23 protein-coding genes are annotated in these 15,692 nt (G+C 66.8%); 6 read left to right on the top strand and 17 right to left on the bottom strand.

The annotated features are described in order from the left end of the window. Positions 1-110: 110 nt before the first annotated feature. The 17 genes from NBG84_RS30670 to NBG84_RS30590 all read right to left on the bottom strand — a co-directional run bounded on the left by NBG84_RS30670 (position 111) and on the right by NBG84_RS30590 (position 9,092). Entirely contained in the window at positions 111-440 is a 330-nt protein-coding gene (locus NBG84_RS30670) for a hypothetical protein (protein ID WP_250922926.1), read from the bottom strand. Next, entirely contained in the window at positions 437-1,063 is a 627-nt protein-coding gene (locus NBG84_RS30665) for a hypothetical protein (protein WP_250922925.1), read from the bottom strand. The genes NBG84_RS30670 and NBG84_RS30665 overlap by 4 nt, the downstream gene beginning before the upstream one ends. Continuing rightward, entirely contained in the window at positions 1,063-1,494 is a 432-nt protein-coding gene (locus tag NBG84_RS30660) for a hypothetical protein (RefSeq protein ID WP_250922924.1), read from the bottom strand. Before NBG84_RS30660 ends, NBG84_RS30665 begins: the two co-directional genes overlap by 1 nt. Positions 1,495-1,506: 12 nt before the next feature. After that, on the bottom strand, positions 1,507-2,037 hold the full coding sequence (locus NBG84_RS30655) for a hypothetical protein (protein WP_250922923.1): 531 nt from the start codon (positions 2,035-2,037) through the stop codon (positions 1,507-1,509). A gap of 63 nt (positions 2,038-2,100) precedes the next feature. After that, positions 2,101-2,565: a hypothetical protein gene (locus NBG84_RS30650; RefSeq protein ID WP_250922922.1), complete on the bottom strand. Its 465-nt coding sequence runs from the start codon at positions 2,563-2,565 to the stop codon at positions 2,101-2,103. A gap of 71 nt (positions 2,566-2,636) precedes the next feature. Beyond that, positions 2,637-3,449: a hypothetical protein gene (locus NBG84_RS30645; RefSeq protein WP_250922921.1), complete on the bottom strand. Its 813-nt coding sequence runs from the start codon at positions 3,447-3,449 to the stop codon at positions 2,637-2,639. 77 nt (positions 3,450-3,526) lie between these two features. Continuing rightward, positions 3,527-4,051: a hypothetical protein gene (locus tag NBG84_RS30640; RefSeq protein ID WP_250922920.1), complete on the bottom strand. Its 525-nt coding sequence runs from the start codon at positions 4,049-4,051 to the stop codon at positions 3,527-3,529. 9 nt (positions 4,052-4,060) lie between these two features. Beyond that, positions 4,061-4,309, bottom strand: a complete 249-nt coding sequence (locus NBG84_RS30635; protein ID WP_250922919.1) for a hypothetical protein — start codon at positions 4,307-4,309, stop codon at positions 4,061-4,063. Beyond that, the gene (locus tag NBG84_RS30630; RefSeq protein ID WP_250922918.1) at positions 4,306-4,812 is read right to left on the bottom strand and encodes a hypothetical protein; all 507 of its coding nucleotides are present in this window, start codon (positions 4,810-4,812) and stop codon (positions 4,306-4,308) included. Before NBG84_RS30630 ends, NBG84_RS30635 begins: the two co-directional genes overlap by 4 nt. Beyond that, complete coding sequence (locus tag NBG84_RS30625; protein WP_250922917.1) at positions 4,812-5,522, bottom strand: hypothetical protein; 711 nt, start codon at positions 5,520-5,522, stop codon at positions 4,812-4,814. Before NBG84_RS30625 ends, NBG84_RS30630 begins: the two co-directional genes overlap by 1 nt. 227 nt (positions 5,523-5,749) lie before the next feature. Then, entirely contained in the window at positions 5,750-6,154 is a 405-nt protein-coding gene (locus NBG84_RS30620; RefSeq protein ID WP_250922916.1) for a hypothetical protein, read from the bottom strand. A gap of 82 nt (positions 6,155-6,236) precedes the next feature. Further along, positions 6,237-6,626, bottom strand: a complete 390-nt coding sequence (locus NBG84_RS30615) for a hypothetical protein (RefSeq protein WP_250922915.1) — start codon at positions 6,624-6,626, stop codon at positions 6,237-6,239. An 83-nt stretch (positions 6,627-6,709) separates the two neighbouring features. After that, positions 6,710-6,904, bottom strand: a complete 195-nt coding sequence (locus NBG84_RS30610; RefSeq protein WP_250922914.1) for a hypothetical protein — start codon at positions 6,902-6,904, stop codon at positions 6,710-6,712. 85 nt (positions 6,905-6,989) lie between these two features. Continuing rightward, entirely contained in the window at positions 6,990-7,430 is a 441-nt protein-coding gene (locus tag NBG84_RS30605; RefSeq protein ID WP_250922913.1) for a hypothetical protein, read from the bottom strand. 155 nt (positions 7,431-7,585) lie between these two features. Further along, positions 7,586-7,924: a hypothetical protein gene (locus tag NBG84_RS30600; protein ID WP_250922912.1), complete on the bottom strand. Its 339-nt coding sequence runs from the start codon at positions 7,922-7,924 to the stop codon at positions 7,586-7,588. Between the two features lie 161 nt (positions 7,925-8,085). Further along, positions 8,086-8,595 carry a hypothetical protein gene (locus NBG84_RS30595; protein WP_250922911.1) on the bottom strand — a complete coding sequence of 170 codons (510 nt, stop codon included), beginning with the start codon at positions 8,593-8,595 and terminating at the stop codon, positions 8,086-8,088. An 80-nt stretch (positions 8,596-8,675) separates the two neighbouring features. Beyond that, complete coding sequence (locus NBG84_RS30590; protein ID WP_250922910.1) at positions 8,676-9,092, bottom strand: homing endonuclease associated repeat-containing protein; 417 nt, start codon at positions 9,090-9,092, stop codon at positions 8,676-8,678. A 336-nt stretch (positions 9,093-9,428) separates the two neighbouring features. Between NBG84_RS30590 and NBG84_RS30585 the strand changes: the two genes are divergently transcribed. The 6 genes from NBG84_RS30585 to NBG84_RS30560 all read left to right on the top strand — a co-directional run bounded on the left by NBG84_RS30585 (position 9,429) and on the right by NBG84_RS30560 (position 15,644). After that, complete coding sequence (locus NBG84_RS30585) at positions 9,429-9,644, top strand: hypothetical protein (protein ID WP_250922909.1); 216 nt, start codon at positions 9,429-9,431, stop codon at positions 9,642-9,644. Positions 9,645-9,986: 342 nt separating this feature from the next. Further along, a complete protein-coding gene (locus tag NBG84_RS30580; RefSeq protein WP_250922908.1) occupies positions 9,987-10,382 on the top strand; it encodes a hypothetical protein in 396 nt (131 codons plus the stop codon). Beyond that, a complete protein-coding gene (locus NBG84_RS30575; RefSeq protein WP_250922907.1) occupies positions 10,379-11,473 on the top strand; it encodes a hypothetical protein in 1,095 nt (364 codons plus the stop codon). Before NBG84_RS30580 ends, NBG84_RS30575 begins: the two co-directional genes overlap by 4 nt. Next, positions 11,470-12,024, top strand: a complete 555-nt coding sequence (locus NBG84_RS30570) for a helix-turn-helix domain-containing protein (protein WP_250922906.1) — start codon at positions 11,470-11,472, stop codon at positions 12,022-12,024. The genes NBG84_RS30575 and NBG84_RS30570 overlap by 4 nt, the downstream gene beginning before the upstream one ends. Before the next feature lie 223 nt (positions 12,025-12,247). Then, positions 12,248-14,623 (top strand): DNA topoisomerase, encoded by a 2,376-nt coding sequence (locus NBG84_RS30565; protein WP_250922905.1) that lies wholly within the window; start codon positions 12,248-12,250, stop codon positions 14,621-14,623. 169 nt (positions 14,624-14,792) lie between these two features. After that, a complete protein-coding gene (locus NBG84_RS30560; RefSeq protein WP_250922904.1) occupies positions 14,793-15,644 on the top strand; it encodes a hypothetical protein in 852 nt (283 codons plus the stop codon). Positions 15,645-15,692 lie beyond the last annotated feature (48 nt).

Genomic DNA, 15,692 nt, shown 5'->3' with positions numbered 1-15,692 from the left:
CTGCGCGGCGCTCGCGCATGGCGCCCCGTTCCGAGTTCGAACCGGAGCCGCACCCACGTTCCTCGTGCGTACGGGGCGAACTGGTCGGGTGAGGTGCTGAGGTGCTCAGCTCACGGGGCCGAGGGGCGCTCGGCCTCGGGGCGTCCGTGGAGGACTTCAGCCGCCGCGTCCTCGCTGAGGATGAACGTCGGCCACTCGTGCTCGTAGAGGAAGCCCGCCGCGGCCCACTGTTTGGGCTGGAATCCGGGGATGTGCGAGGCGTCGTTGGCCGCGCTGGGCTGGGCGGCCCGCGTTGTGGTGCCGTCCGGAAGGGTGTGCTCCCACACGTAGCCGTGGACCGTGTCGTCGCCGAGCCCGGAGACGACGAGGAAGCCGTTGATGTAGTCGTTGTGCGTGGACAGGAGGTTGACGTGCTTGGCGAGTCCGGACAGCACTCTCACGCTTCCGGGGTGGGGAAGACGCGGTACTGGCGGATACGACGTCCGACCGGCCCCCAGGCCCCGACGATTTCCTGCACCGAATCCGAGGACATCAGTCGGCGCGGCATCCACGCCAGCACATCGCAGAACGCAGCCTCCGGCGACCACAGCCGCACGAAGTGCTCGCCGCGCGTCCACGTGGCGAAGGACAGGCTGCCCGAGTCCGTCACCATGTTATGGAAGTGCCACGCGACCGTGCGCTCGCCCTTGCCCTCGGTGTTGTCGATCTCCTCGGTCCGCGGCAGGTCAGGCTGCCGCTGTCGCCAGTACCTGCCGCAGGCGCGAGCCTGCTCCAGAATCTCCCCGGCCAGCACCGTGCCAGCCGGCGTCAGCGCGTACGTGCACGGACCGCCGTCCGGGTCGTCGGGCTCAGGAACGATGTTCAGCAGGCCGCGGCGCTTGAGGATCCACGTCACGTCGACCAGTTCGGCGATCGGGTTCGTGGTCTCGCGGTGGAGGATCTTGCGCAGGCGGTCGGACTCAACGCCGGTCCAGGGGTGGGCCAGGGCAAGCAGCAGGACCTGGCGCTCCAGCTTTCGCTCGGGTGTCAGGTCCTCGAACCAGTCGAAGGAGGACTCGGTCACTAGCGGATGTTCTCCTCGTTCTCGTTGCTGGGCTTGTGCCACTCGAAGACGCCGGGGCTGACGTAGGTCTCCACCAGCTCCCCGTTCTTGATCAGGTAGATCTCGATCCGCTCCTCGTCGGTGAACTCGCGGTATCGCCAGTGCTCGTCCGAGAGCGGCAGCCTGGTGGTGTCGAAGGACTGGCTCTGGAGGCTCTCGCCCCGCTTGCGGGCGGCGTCGACTTCTGCTGCGGGCGCGATGCGGCGCTCCGGGCAGTTCTCGCAGTACGCGCCCCACCGCTCCGGGTTGCCCTCGCTCGGGATGAACTCCAGGACGTGTGTCGCCTCGTTGTCGCAGAACGCGGCGCTGCACGTGACGAGCGTTCCGCGGCTGTTGAATCGGGGGCCCGACCCGGTCGACAGGCCGCAGGGGAGCTTCACTCGGTTCTGCATGACTCACCTGTTCTAGTTCTCGCCGTTGGTGACGGCCTCGACGAACGTTTCGGTCGTGTACTGAGGTGTCTCAGCCACCGCGGGCTCGCCCTCACCGCCCTCGTCCGGCGTGTTGGCGGGCGTGTAAAGCCGGAGGCCCCGCAGGAGGTTCCCCATGTCCATGGCCGCCTCGGTGATGTTGTCCTCGGCTCGCAGGCGGACCTGGGGTTCGCAGTTGTCCGTCCCGAGCGCCTTCTCGAAGTCGTCGTGTGACTTCGCCAGGTCCGCCGCCCCGGCCTGTACCCGGTTGATCTGCTCGGCGCTGAGGACCACGGAGCCCTCCGGGGCGACCATGAGGCCCAGGCCCTCGGCCATGCGCTTCGCGTAGCTCTGCCACCCGGCCCTGCGGGTGCCGAAGTAGCTGCCGTTGTCCTCGCCGAGGAACCCGGTCGCCCAGGGGCTCTGGGTTCCGCCGTAAGCGAGGATCAGCATCCGGCCGTCGGGCATCGGGGTCCGGTGCACGATGTCGCGCCCGGCGTAGGTGTAGGTGTTGTCGGTCTGCATTCGGTTCCAATCGCGATGGCGCCCCCGCGCTCTGCGCGGAGGCGCTGCTAGTCAAGGGGTGGTTCACGCCTCGTCGGTCTCGACCGAGACCAGTTCCGCGGAGACCCGGCGGCGCTCGCCGCGCATGTCGCGGATGAGGACGTAGCCGGTGTGCTTGAGGCTGAGTTCGTAGGGTTCTGTCTCGGTCTCGACCACGGTGCAGAGGGTCATGAGCCGGCCCCAGACGGCTTTCGCCCCGGCCGGCGCTTCGAGCGTGGCGCCCCACATGTCGGAGGCCCAGAACCGGGTCTCCTCGTCAGCGATCTCCTCGAAGTGCGGGTACTCGCCCACGACATCCGGGGGGACCGTGAAGTTGATCTTTTCGGCCTTTCGAACCCAGACACCGTCGTCGCGCCGCCTCTCCAGCCCGATGGCGGCCAGCACCATGCGGCCCTCGCGGACTGCGGCGGCGTCCTTGTCGTCCAGATCTTCCAGCCGGTACCCGTGGAACGTCGCGGGGTCCTGCTCGGCGACCACGATGCGGTACATCACAACCTCCTTCGGAAACGAGAAAGGCCCTGGCGAAGTCGCCGGGCCACTGGACTGCTGCTGTTCCAACCTCACCCCGCAACGGGCGCCGTCTGCTCCTTCCAGGCGGCGTACAGCTCGGCGGCCTTGGTCGGGACCATCCACGGGAAGGCGTCCGCCCACTCCCGGTACATCTCGCCGTCGGACTTCTCGTAGGAGGAGCCACTCCCCGGTTCGGTGATCGCCTCCGAGTTCTCGGTCAGCTCGGCGATGGTCTGCCTGCTGGTGCGCTCGTAGAACATGACCTGGTGCCCGAGCTGCCCGAGCTCGTCGTCGGTGAAGCACTCCTCGCACAGGCGGGCGCGCAGGCCGCTGATCTTGTGCACGATCATGACCTTGGCGCCCTTGTACGAGTGCAACCCACAGCGCAGGCACCAGTAGTAGCCGTCCCCGTTGTTGGCGCCGCGATGGATCGCCCCCCACTCCCTGACGATCTTGAAGTCGTCGAGCGCGGGGGTGGTTTCCGTGAGCGGACCCAGCCACCCGCTGGTGTGGTGGTCCAGCTCGACGTACACGGAGTGCGGCTTGACGGGCCGGCCGCGGTAGACACCTCCGTTGGCCTTCCGGAACTGGGAGATCTTGCCGTAGTGCAGTTCCACATGCCCGCTCTTCGTGGTGACCGTGACGCGCACCAGGTCGCCGATTCCGTGTTGGCGCCGGTGCTTGTCGACGGCGATCCGCCATGTCTCGGCTTCCAGGGCTGCTCCGTATCCGCCGTCGCTCCGCGCCGTGAAGGCGTCCCGCGCGATCCCGGTGATGTTGTACGCGCTCGGCTCGCGCCCCTCCGCCATCAGCTTCTCCACGATGGCGTTGCGCACCGTGCGAATGCTTCCGTACCCGTTCAACCTTCTCCTTCCGAAACAGCGATGGACTGCTGCGCGTCCGGCGCGGGAATCGAACTCGCGCCCGCACGCGTGGCTGTTCAGGCCGAAACCGGTCCCGCCCGGTCGAAGACCTTGCCCCCGGGCGTGACGACCCTGGCGAAGTCCCCGTAGGTCTCGAAGATCATCTTGATCGCGTTGCTGAGCGTCGCGGCCTCGACGGTGTCGCACCAGGACCGGTGTCCCGGCTGGTCCTCGACGTACTGCTTGATCTCGTCGTCGTGCATGTCTGCAGTCGCCAGGTCGAGCCTCAGCACGTCGCAGTCCTCGATATCGATCTCGCCGCCGAGCGTCCAGTTCTGCGCCATCTCGAACTCCTCGTTGTCGATTTCCGTGCCGTGCATCTCATCCGAGATCCCCGGCATATCCCGCATTCCTTCGACCTTGTCCTGATAGACCAGCCCAACGGCTTCCTCATGGTCATCCGTGGTCGAGTAGTGCATCCCAAAGAAGTCTTCGGGGAACTCCTCGTCGTCATCCCATTCGTAGTCATCTGGGGCCGGTTCACCACCGGTCAAGGTGATCCGGCCGTTGTCGGCGTAACGCCCGGTGAGCAGATATCCCATGGATCCCCCCTAGAAGCCCGTGTGCGTGTACTCCAGCGACCCGTCCGGCTTCCGCCGCGCGCGCCACTGGCCGCCGTCCAGCTCGACGACGAACGTCCACGCCTCCGATGTCGCAGGACCGACACGCTCTGCGGCCCACTCGTCGACCCAGCAGGGCCGCTCACCGCTGGACCAGCAACCGCAGGGGCTCCGGTGCTTCGTCCGCGAGCCCGCGCTGAGAACCCAGCTCCCGGCCGTCATGGCGGCGCCCTTGCTCACGCCTGCACCTCTAGGTCGAGCCCGTTGCTCAGCCGGCAGCCGGGGCAGGTGAACTGGTCGCTGTGCCGGCCGTACGCCGGGTAGGTCAAGTGCCCCGCGCTCCAGTTCCGGTCGCCCGTGGTCTCCAGCAGTTCGCCGCACACCGTGGACTGCAACGTCTGTCCCGTGTCCCTGTCCTCGAAGCGCGTCGCTGAGACGATGTGCTGTGCGCCCTCGACCGGCTGCCAGAGCCTGGCCTCCTTGCGCGCCCAATGGCTCGGGTCGATCAGGTGGCAGGCCGCGAGCTGGTCCACGTACCCCGTGTGCTGCCAGACCCGCAGGCTTACCGACGCGTGCCCGTGCTGGCACCGACGGTAGGCGGGGAGGTTGATCGCCGGGTCCTCGACCACCCAGTAATTCGTCCACCGGCCCCGGTAGTTCGTCGCGCGGGGGTCCTTCACCGCGATCCGGTCCCCGACCGTGAGCCCCGCGAGCAGCTCCGTCGCCAGCTCCAGCGTCATCATCAGAATTCTCCGATCATGTAGCGGCCAGCGAAGATCTGGACGTCGTCGAACTTCGGGATCATGTAGGTGTCGCGAACCGCCCACCCGTAGCCGTAGTGGTGTGCCAGGGTCCGCCCGGCCGCGAGCGTTCTCTGCTCGGTTCCGTACGACTGGAAAGGCCGCTCGACCGTCCACTGCTCATCCAGTGGGGCGTTCGCGCCCCGGGCCTTGAACAGCGTGGAGATCTTCGGCTCGTCTTCGATCGGTGCAGCCTGGAACCAGCCCGTGCCGCCGCGCTCCATCTGGTAGCACTCCTTCACGCGGACGTACCGCACATCGGTCTGCCGTCCTCGCTCACGGTGATACTTCGCCTCATCGAGCGCTTCCTCGTACCGACTGGTCACCGTGCCGGAGAGCCGCCGCCCGTCCACGTAGACGTAGAACTTGCCCCGGGCCGCCGTCCACGAGTGGAAGACGTGAGTGGCGAACACGGAGTCAGACCACATCTCGCCCGTGCCGAGGCTCGTGCCGATCCCGGCCTCATTTGTCGTGATCGGCACGGAGAACCGGTTGCCGTTGCCGTCGTAGAGCTGAACCGCCCGGCCGTCCTCGACAATCTCCGCACCCATCACCTTGCCGGCAACCTGCATATGGGTGCAGACCTCCGAGAACGGCAGCCGGATAATGAATACAACCCCCGGCACCAGATCCGTCCGCTTACCAAAAGCCATGAGATACCTCCCAAAGAAATGTGCCAGCTAATGCGAGATAGGACGCTGCGCAGGCATCCCCCTTTCAAGCCCCTTTTGATCGCACCGACAGATGAGTGCCGTACCGGGAATCCGAATCCCGGCGTACGGCACCTCAGGCGCCGTACGCCGGACGGATTCGTTCGACAGCCAGTGCTGGTTGCTGCGAGTGGGGGTGGCGGTGTCAGCGCTGGATCCCGTCCCGGGCGTCATGGGTGGCCGGGCACGCCGTCGATGTCCGGCTGGGCGGCGGCGTGTTTCAGGGAGGTGTCGCGCAGAAGGTCTCCGGCCGCGGCGATGCCAAGCTCAGATGCCAGGGCTTCGATCTGAGCTTTCAGGCCCTGGTTGTTGATCCGGGTGGCAGCCTCGTCCGCTCGGTCGTGCTCGGCGTCGAAGGCGTCAAGAAGACTGAGCTCGGGCCGGACACCACCGTTTACAGCACGCGAAGCGCTGGCGTTGAGTGCCTCGGTTACCAGCTCATCTAGGTCCGTCTCAGTCAGTCCCCGTTGTCGGGCCAGGCTGACGAGGGACGCTACGTCCTGCACGGCGTCGCCCGACACCGGGGTGGGAGTGGTCTGGATCGCATTGCGACTGCTGGACCCGGCAGGGGACATGAGGCACTCCTTGCGGTCGTTGTCTGCCGAGCTGACGCGCGGCCGGTGAGGGTCTGATGGGGCAGCGCCGTCGCTGTTTGTGCTACGTGCGCTGCTGTTTGGCGTAGTTGTGCTCGCCGTCCGACCACGGCAGCGACTCGGCGCGATAGTCGCTGGTGACCCCGACCCAGTCGGCGACCGGGCCCGGCTGCTGCTGGTGGCCGCTGAGCCAGGCGTAGAGGTCGCCGTTCAGCTCCCACAGCCGCCCGTGATCATCTTCGGCGTACCACTGAGACTCGCCGCCGCAGCAGATCGCGTCGTGGAATTGCCACAGACACACCAGGTCAAGGCCAGTGGCCTCGGAAAGGTCCGAGAAGACGCTGTTGATGCCCTCCTCGGTGTATCCGTCGGTGAAGCGTCCGTACAGGTGGCGCGAGGCAGCGAGTTCACTCACAGCGGAGTCGGCGTTGGCGTTGGAGTGTGGCCTGCTCATGGAGAGTCCTTGTCGTCGCGGAAAGAGGCGGAAGCCGCGCGGCCGGGACGGGAAAGAGCACAGGATGGACGGATGCCGACGCCTCAAGAGGTCGGCACAACGCCCACCTTGGCGAGATCCCGCTGAAGCGCGCCAAGCTGGTCGGCGAGGGTCTGCCGCTGGGATTCGGTGAGACCGGTGCGGCCAGCCGGATAGCCGTCCTCGTAGAAGAAGGCGAGGCTGTTGCTCAGGTCGTCGGCGGTCTTGTGGGCCTGCCACACAAGGTCGAGAGTGGACATCGGGGTGAGGTTCTCCTTGAGGTGAGGGGACGGCAGGGCCGGGCAGCCTGTTGCCGCTCCGGTCCGGTCTGCGTGGAAGATGCGGTTACGGGGTGCTCGTCGGCCGTCCGAACTCGCCGACCAGGACGGCCATGACGAGGCCGAGCATCTCCACGACCTCCTCGATGTGCCGGTCGGCGACCTTGTCGTGTTCGTCGTATTCCTCGCCGAGCAGCGCTCCGTCGGCGTCCTTGTACGGCGCGAGCTCGGCTTCGTGGCGGGCCAGCATGGCCGCATGCGCGTCGATCAGAGCGTGGAGCACGACCTGGCCGCCCCCTTCGGGGATGTCGGCCGCTTCGGTGAGGTCTTGACCCCGCCACATCACGGCGCAGTGCAGCCATCCGGCCAGGTTCTGGATACGCGCGCAGTACGCACGGTCCCACCCGTGGAAAGGGAGCTCCTGGGCATCGGTGAGCCGGGTGAGGGCTTCGGCGACATTGGTGGGGGCCGCGTCGCGCGGGGGCACAGCCAAGGGAGTTTTGAACACGGCGTTCCTTGTCATGGTGAGTACAGGCGGACGAGACACGCCGGGTGGACAGACAGCGTGGGTGGCAGAGGCCGAGCGCGGAGGCAGCATTGCTGTTCAGACATGTCGCACTGAGCTGCTTCCGAAGGTCGGGCGCGGATGTCAGCGGGTGGGGACTACTCCCAGAGGCCAGCCACGCACAGGTCGGTGACACTGGGCAGCTCGGACAGGATCGAGTGGAACTCCTGCGGCTCGTACTTCCCCTTGCGCGTGGCCTTGGTCAGCCGCAACCAGAGATCGAGCTTCACGGGAGATTCCTCGTGGTCGCGTGTGGCGATGTATCCGGCGTCCATACACGAGTACTGGACTCTGTCGACGACCGTGATCAATTCACCGAAGGCGATCCGGTCTCCTCGCCGGGGAACGGGGAGCTCCCCCGTCTCCCAAGCGAACTCGGCTGTGAGATCGACCCCGTCGCGCTCGAAGCCAAGATCGAAAGCCGCGTAGACGCGCACGTCTGTTCTCCTTCTCTGAATAGTCCGGGAAGCGGGCCGTGTACAGCCCGGCTGGGTGGAGCGAAATGAGGGAGCGGAAGCCGGCGTACGGCCTCTTTCGCTGGAACTGCAAGATCCTGGGGGGACAGCGGATCTAAGCTCCCTCGCTAGCTCAGTACGTGCTACGCCCAGTCGCCCGCGGTCAGCTCGGTTCCGACCTTGACCGTGTAGGACGACCAGCGCACCACCGTGTCCTGGTCACCGACGATGTTGTAGAGGATCTGCTTGTGGCGCCCGCCGTCGGGATACTCGTGGTACTCCTCGGCGTACTCGCGGGCCAGATCGATGGTCGGGAACGGAATCTCGACCGGCTCCCGGTGGCAGAAGTGTGTGGTCAGGGTGCCCTTGATCGGCATGATCCGGAATCGCTCCCCCTCCGGCGGCATCTCGCCCTCGTACAGCCACCCATCCGTCGCCCCCCATCCGCACGCCTTGCCCTGGTACTCGGCTTCGGCCTCCCCACACGACCCGTACTCCGTGATCATCGCTTTCCGCCGCTCGCTATGGAGGTGGTTGCACGAGTCCGACCGGCCCGGGGTGCGCATGTAGCGGGGCTTCGGTCTCGGCGTGTAGCCCGGCTCCGACTTGTCGCAGCAGGGCTCCAGAATGCAGACAGTGACTACGTCCGCCATGAATGTCCTTCCCGGGAAGTTCTGCCGACTCTGGCCTGCCCACAGTGCGGCGTGAGCGGCATCGCAGATGCCGGTGGACTTCAGTTGCAAGCCAGCTTGGTGGCTCGTGACCAACTGCCCATCCGGAAGCGGATGGTGGTGGCCGGCGGAACATCGGATTTCGGATTCGCCGGATCCGTGCGCCAAGCCTCGTAGGCCGCCAGCGTCGTGGACCCCGTTACCAGCAGACACCAGCGGATCGCGGCGATGAGCTGCTCCTGGGTCCACTTCGTCGTCGCATTCTGCAGCTGCTCGGGCTGTGCAACCGCGTCGAGGCCCGCGAGCTCCAGCGCGCGGTTCCAGCTGCCGAAGCGGCGCTCGTAGAGCGGAGCCGACGGGCCGGCGCCCCTGCGGCGCTGTTCGAACGTGCGACGTCCGAGAGTGCCCTCCCCCTGCGCCAGGCGGATGAGCACGCGCAGGAGCTCCCGGTCGGTGTAGACGACCGGACCTGACTTCATAGGTGCGGGGACGTGCGCAGCATGCATAGTCAGCCCTTCGCGGGAGGAGATGAAGAGCCCATGAACAGCCACCCGGCAGGGGGCCGTTCGCAGTCGGCACGCGCACGACGCGCCACAGAGCGCCCGGATCAACTCCGTTGATCCCCGTCAGCCAAACCAGCCCGCACGCACCCTGTGCGCCGGATGGGGCTCGGGCACGCCCTCTGTACCTCCTCACCTCACAGCCTTTCCAACTCGCCGCCGACTGGCACTTGATAGGCATTCGAGTAAGGTACCCTCAAAGGCCAGTCGATTCAATCCGACTAGAAGGCGACAGGGCGGGCGAGGTGAGAAGCGATGAAGACCTGGAGAACGAGGAGCGCCGCGCTCGCGGCTGCGGCACTCACCGTGGTCGCGGGCAGCCTGCTGGCCGGATGCTCCAGTGGCGACGACAGCGCAACCCAAGCGCCACGGTCGCCTTCTACGCCGGGCCTGACTGCGAGCACCACCAAGGCCATCGACGCCGGGGCGCTTGCCGGACACCCACCCAGCGCCAAGGGCAGGGCGATCTAGCCGCCGAGGGTCACCCGCGGACTCGTCGGCTGCACGACGACGATGCCGAGTTCCACGCCAGGCTCCTGAACAGGACTCCGTCCGGCAGGCGAAAGTCCCAGCGCCGAGGCGGCGCCGAGTGAAGCGAAATCGGGTGCGGCTTACAGCAGGTGACCCCACCCAACCCCTTCCCCCTCCGACAGGGTCGCCTGCTGCGGTACTGCCCTGCCAGGGAGGGCCGACTGGGCACGCCAGCGACTCCACGGACATTCGAATGCCAATACAAAAACACGGATGATTTATTGAATAGCTTTACCAAAGCGCCCGATTGGATGAGTCGACCATGGCAAGGAGAAGTCGCGCATGACCGCCCGACAGGAGTTGAAGAAGAGGACGCAGTCCGTGCGCGACACGAAGAAGGGCTCAACGCAAAGCAGCAGTGGCCGCCAGGGCATGTTCATCCGGCTGGACCCGGACGACAAGCAGCGGGCAGAGTACTGGGCTGACAAGCGCGGGTTCTCCTCGTTGAACGAGTACGTGGCCGAGGCGGTGGTCGAGAAGATCCGGCGCGAGAACCTCGACTACGACCTGCCGACCCTGGAGATCGCGCGGCTCAACGAGCTCGTCGACCAGATTGCGGCACTGGCGACGAACTCGGCGAACCTCGAACGCGTCGTCACCACGGGCTTCGACTCGCTGATCGGGCTCACCCGCGGCGACAACTACCTCCTGGACGACGAGGACGGTGAGCTCGCATGAGTCGGGATTTCGCAGAGATGCTGGAGGCGACCACTCCTACCAACGAGGTGATGGAGGTGGACACGTCTTTCCTCGACGCCTACAGGCGCGGTGGGAGCGAGGAGCTCAAGCGTGTCCAGGCCCAGGCGGCACAGCCCAGGGCTGCGCAGGCGGATCTCGACGTCGAAGCCGCAGCGGATCGTCCGAACCTGGAACCGGACCACGAGCCCGGCGCCGGCGACTCCGAGCGGGCCGGCGGATCCATTCAGCGCGGTGGTGTCGGCGGAGGACAGAACCCCGCGGACAGGGTGTCCCCGGGAGGTGCGCCGACGGGCCTTGCGGCTGATGCCGTTCCGGCTCCCGGGGCACAGCCGGACCTCAAGGATGCCGCTGCCGTCGAAATGGCTGCTCATGACGTCGTCTCCGCACCGGATGAACCCGAGCGTGCAACGTCCGGATCGCTGCAGTTCACCGACCATCAGGACGCCGCGCAGAGCGCGGCCTCGAAGGGAGGTTCGGGCAGTACTGCCGAGGCCGCCACGCTCCCCCAGTCCGGCTTCCGGCTCGTCGGCGTGCAGAGCCAGCCGCACATCAAGGCGCTGCCCGAGAGCATCATGAACGCGCTGCGGGAGCAGGTGCGAGCAGCCGCGGTTCGCGAGCTGGGGGTGAGCGACAGTGCTGCTCGGGAGTTCAGCCGGCGGTTGAGCCAGGGCACGCTGGTGACGGCGTTCCTGCTAGCGCAGCTCGACCTGCACCTTGATGTCGATCCTGCCACCGAGCGCGCGGTCGAGCTGTTCCGCTCCCGCGACCCGCTGCTGGGCAGCGTGGTGGCACGCTTGGCGAACATCGAGGCCGCTGAACGCGAGCGGGACGGGTTGCTGCGCAAGCTGCGCGAGGAGGTGGGCGAGGTGCGCCTGACCACCGCGGTGGTCGAGCAGGCGCTGGCGTACTCCATCGCCGATCGTACGGAGAACTTCCTGCGCGGCTCGCACAATCTCCACGACGCGCCGATTACGCACAAGGAGGCGATCCATCTCAGGGACATGGCCCGGGAGGCGACCAGGAGGCAGTCGAAGCTTGAACGCGAGCGGGAAGGACGGCCAATCCGATGACCGCGTCGGGCAAGGTGAAGCTCTTCCCCGTCCGGCAGCGCTGCAAGACGTGCGGTAAGGGTCTGGGCCTCCGTGCCCAGGACCCGGTGTACCTCGGCCTGTACTGCACTCCGCGGTGTGCGGGCATGGCCTCGCCGGCCTCGCAGCCCGAGGACGCGCCGCGCGGATGCCGGACGCAGCGTGAAGGGACATGGGCCTTCAAGCGCCGCTACCGGAGCGAGCAGGAGATCCCTGCGAGGCTCCGGGGAGATGCGTCGACGAGTTGGTACTGGTGCGAGGAGAGTTGTGGCGCGATTCACCTCGGCCACACGCGCATGGGCGAGCGGGAGAAGTTCCGGATGTTCGAGGACCTCGCAGCAGACCTGCCGGATCTGCTGATCAAGCTCAGGGGGCAGGCGACGCGCAAGCAGGTCGCCGAGGTGGCTGGAGTGCGGCCCATCCGGCTGAAGGAGCTGGAGGAAGGCCTGAAGCACCCTGAGGGGCTCGAGACGCTCGGCAAGGTCCTGCGGGTGTACCGCGTCCGGCTCGGTGTGGCGATGCCGACTCGGTAGTAGCGCTCGGCAGACGAAGACCCCCCGAGAAGGCTCTTCTCAGGGGTCCCCTCCTTCTCCGACGAGCGGTGATTGCCCGAAGAGCCCGCCCGTACCGTGCTTTCTCTACACACCCGTAGCACCACCCAAGGACCTCACTGAATAGTCATTCAAGTCTCATTTGACCGCCTCTTTCGAGTAGGATCAAACTCGCCTATGAGTCGATGACGATAAGGAGTCAGGCATGGTCGCGATCGTGGTGGCGGAGAAGCCGAGCGCAGCGAGGAACATGGCCAGCGCCCTCGGCGGGGCGAAGGGCAGCTTCAAGGGCACGGCCTATGAGGTGGCGAGCCTGCGGGGTCATCTCTATGAGTTCGCCCAGCCGCACGCGATGGTGGACTCCTCGCTCGCGGACGCCTATCAGAAGTGGGATCTGGGCAATCTGCCCTGGGATCCCGATGATTTGACGTGGAAGCGCGTGCCGCAGAAGAACGTCGCGGACGTCATCAAGACGCTGCGCAGCGCGCTCGGCCGCGGCGACGAAATCGTCATCGCCACGGACCTGGATCCTTCCGGCGAGGGCGACCTACTCTTCTGGGAGGCGATCGACGAACTCGGCTGCCATGGCGCGCGGTTCAGCCGTATGGAGTTCACCGATGAGTCGAAGGCTTCGATCCAGAAGGCCTTCGAGCAGCGCCGGCCGGTGAAGTCCATGCGGGACGAGGGCGATTACCGCAAGGCGATGTACCGCTCGCAGTGGGACTACCTCTCGATGCAGTTCACTCGTATCGCCACGGCGATGGGCCGCCAGTCGGGCCAGGACCTCGTGCTGCGCCAGGGTCGGCTGAAGTCGGCGATGGTCTCTCTCGTCGGCGACCAGCAGAAGGCCTACGACGCGTACGTCAAGAAGCCGTTCTTCCAGAACCGCTTCCGCGACGAGAACGACGTCATGTACACGAATCCGGACGAGTCGCGGTTCGACCTGAAGGGTCAGGTGCCGCAGCAGTACGGCCCTTCCGCTGTCGTCCTGGACAGCAAGGCGGACAAGAAGACCGCGCCGCCGAAGCTGCTCGACCTTGCCTCCCTGTCTGCGATGCTCGTCGGCACGGGAGTTAAGGCGAACCTGACGCTCTCGACCTACCAGAAGATGTACGAGGACCAGGTTGTCTCGTACCCGCGCACCGAGGACAAGACGATCACCCCTGAGCAGTTCAAGGACCTCACGCCGCTGGTCGACAAGATCGCCGCGGTGGTCGGCGTCGACGTCGGGCTTCTGACGCACCGCCGACCTCGTTCCACACATGTGAAGCCCCAGGGCGCTCACGGCGCGAACCGTCCGGGACCCAAGGTGCCCTCGTCGCTGGACGAAGTCGAGCGCAAGTACGGCAAGGCCGGGCGGCTCATCTACGAGATGCTCGCGAAGAGCTACCTGGCCATGCTCGCCGAGGACTACCTCTACGAGCAGCAGAAGGGCCACGTGGAGAAGTACCCGAACTTCGTCGGCATCGCCAACGTGCCCAAGTCCCCGGGCTGGCGAGCCGTGTTCGATCCGGAAGCCGGCGACGGCCCTGCCGAGGACGACGGGAACGAGTCCGGCAAGGGCCTGGGCCGGACCGCTGAGCCGTTTATCTTCGAGGGCGCGAACAAGCGCCCCGAACACCCGACGATGAAGTGGCTCATGAAGCAGCTGGAGAAGCGTGACGTAGGCACGGGCGCGACCCGCACTTCGACGTACTCGGAAGTCACCAACGACAGGGCGAAGTATCCGCTGCTGACCGAGAAGGGTCGGAAGCTCAGGCTGGCGCAGGCCGGCGAGATGAGCTGGAGGCTCCTGCCCGGCACGCACATCGGCGATCTCAGGCTCACCGAGAAGGTCTACGCCGACATGCGCGACATCGCCGCCGGGATGGCGACCGCCGAGGAGCGCCTGGCCGTCGTGGCCGACTGGGTGCGCGAGGACATCGGCACGATGGCGAGGAACGCCGCATCCATGCGCGCTGAGCTGGGCCTGAAGGAGCGGGTCGGCGCCGCCCGCGCCGAGGGCGTGTGGCAGGCCGCTCCGGGTGGCCCGAAGAAGGTCGCCTTCAAGAAGGTCTGGTCGGACCACACGTTCAGCGATGGCGAGGTGGCGAAGCTGCTCGCGGGCGAGACGATCTCGTTCGAGGCGAGGTCGACGGAGGGCAGACCCTTCACGGCCACCGGTGCGCTCGGCGTCGGCGACTACAAGGGCCGCAAGTTCGTCGGGTTCCAGCTGAAGGTGCCGGACAGACCTACGAAGTGGTCTTGCCGGACGTTCACGCCGGCGGAGATCACAGCACTTCTGGCAGGCCAGTCGCTGGAGATCGACGACTTCGTCAGCGCGCGGACGGGCAAGACGTTCGGCTGCAGGGTCAGCTGGGACGCAAAGGCGAAGAAGCTTGTCCCCGATTTCGGCTCCGCCGCCGAGCCGCCGCAGTCCTGGTGTCAGGTGACTTTTACCGACGCTCAGCGCAAGGACCTGGCGGCGGGCAAGACCATCCAGGGCGCGGGCTTCGTCTCAGCCCAGGGCAAGACCTTCGACGCCCGCATCTCCTGGAAGACAGAGGGCGGCAAGAAGAGAATCGTCCCGACGTTCGGTTGATGCCGGGCGGGCACTGACGAGCGGCAGCGGGTTCCGGACCCCGGGGCCCGCTGCAGCCTTTCACGACAGCGGCAGCGGCAGCATGAGGATGCGATGGGGACGACCGGAGTTGTCGTTCAGCCCATGCAGGCACGTCCGTTACCACACTTAGGATCGATAGTGTTCTGGGGTGACGAATGCCCCGCACCGCCACTCGACCTACTGCGGACCTGGTCGCCTGGCCCCGTGCGACGATGCCCACGACGCCTACCGGCAGCTCGCCGCCTGGACCGCCGAGGGGTCCCCGTACAAGCTGGCCTCCGGCGGTTTCTCCGCCGAGGCCCGCCGCCACTACCGCGCCTACACCACCGCGTGGCTCAACTGGTGCGACCTCGGCGACGGACTCGACCCCTACGCCTGCGCACGGGCCAAGATCGGGGTGTGGATCTCTGACGAGCACGAGAGCGCCGCCCTCGCCACCCGGGCCGTAATGGTCTCCGCCGTCACAAGCTTCTACCAGCACCTGCTCGCACTGGCCGTCGCCGACGGGGTCGACACCGAACTCACCCGGGCCCGCCTCGCCGGGGCCCCCGTGCCGGCCGACCCCAAGCGCACCGGCTTGAGGGGCGACGGCCCGAGATGGATGATGGACGCCGCCGACCGTCTGACCGGCCGCGACGCACTGCGCGACCGGGCCCTGATCTACCTCCTGCTCAACAGCTACTTCGGGCACGAAAAGCTGCGCCCCGGCACGATCCTCGCCCTCGACCTGGAGGACCGGGTCAACGAGGGCTTCCGAATCAGCTGGAAGGTGCGGCCCAAGAACGCCGAGGACTCCGCCCTGACCGCCGTCACCGTCAACCGGGACGCCGCCCTCGCGCTGGACGCCTACGCCGGGTGGACCGTCGCCGGGACGTACGAGCCCGACCCGCTCACCGGCCGTGTCATCAGCGCCGCCCACGGCACCTACCTCTCTCGGGGCGCGCTGCTGACCGGGTCTTCCAACCGGGCCCGGGGCGCTCGCCTTGTTGGGCGACGCTGAAAATGCCGACGGAAGCGGCATTGAAGATGCCGATGAGTGAGGATGCGG

The organism is Streptomyces albipurpureus (assembly GCF_023701525.1).
GTDB classification, from domain to species: Bacteria; Actinomycetota; Actinomycetes; order Streptomycetales; family Streptomycetaceae; genus Streptomyces; species Streptomyces albipurpureus.
Note: the sequence above shows the minus strand (reverse complement) of the source record. Positions and strands in the feature narration are given on the sequence as shown.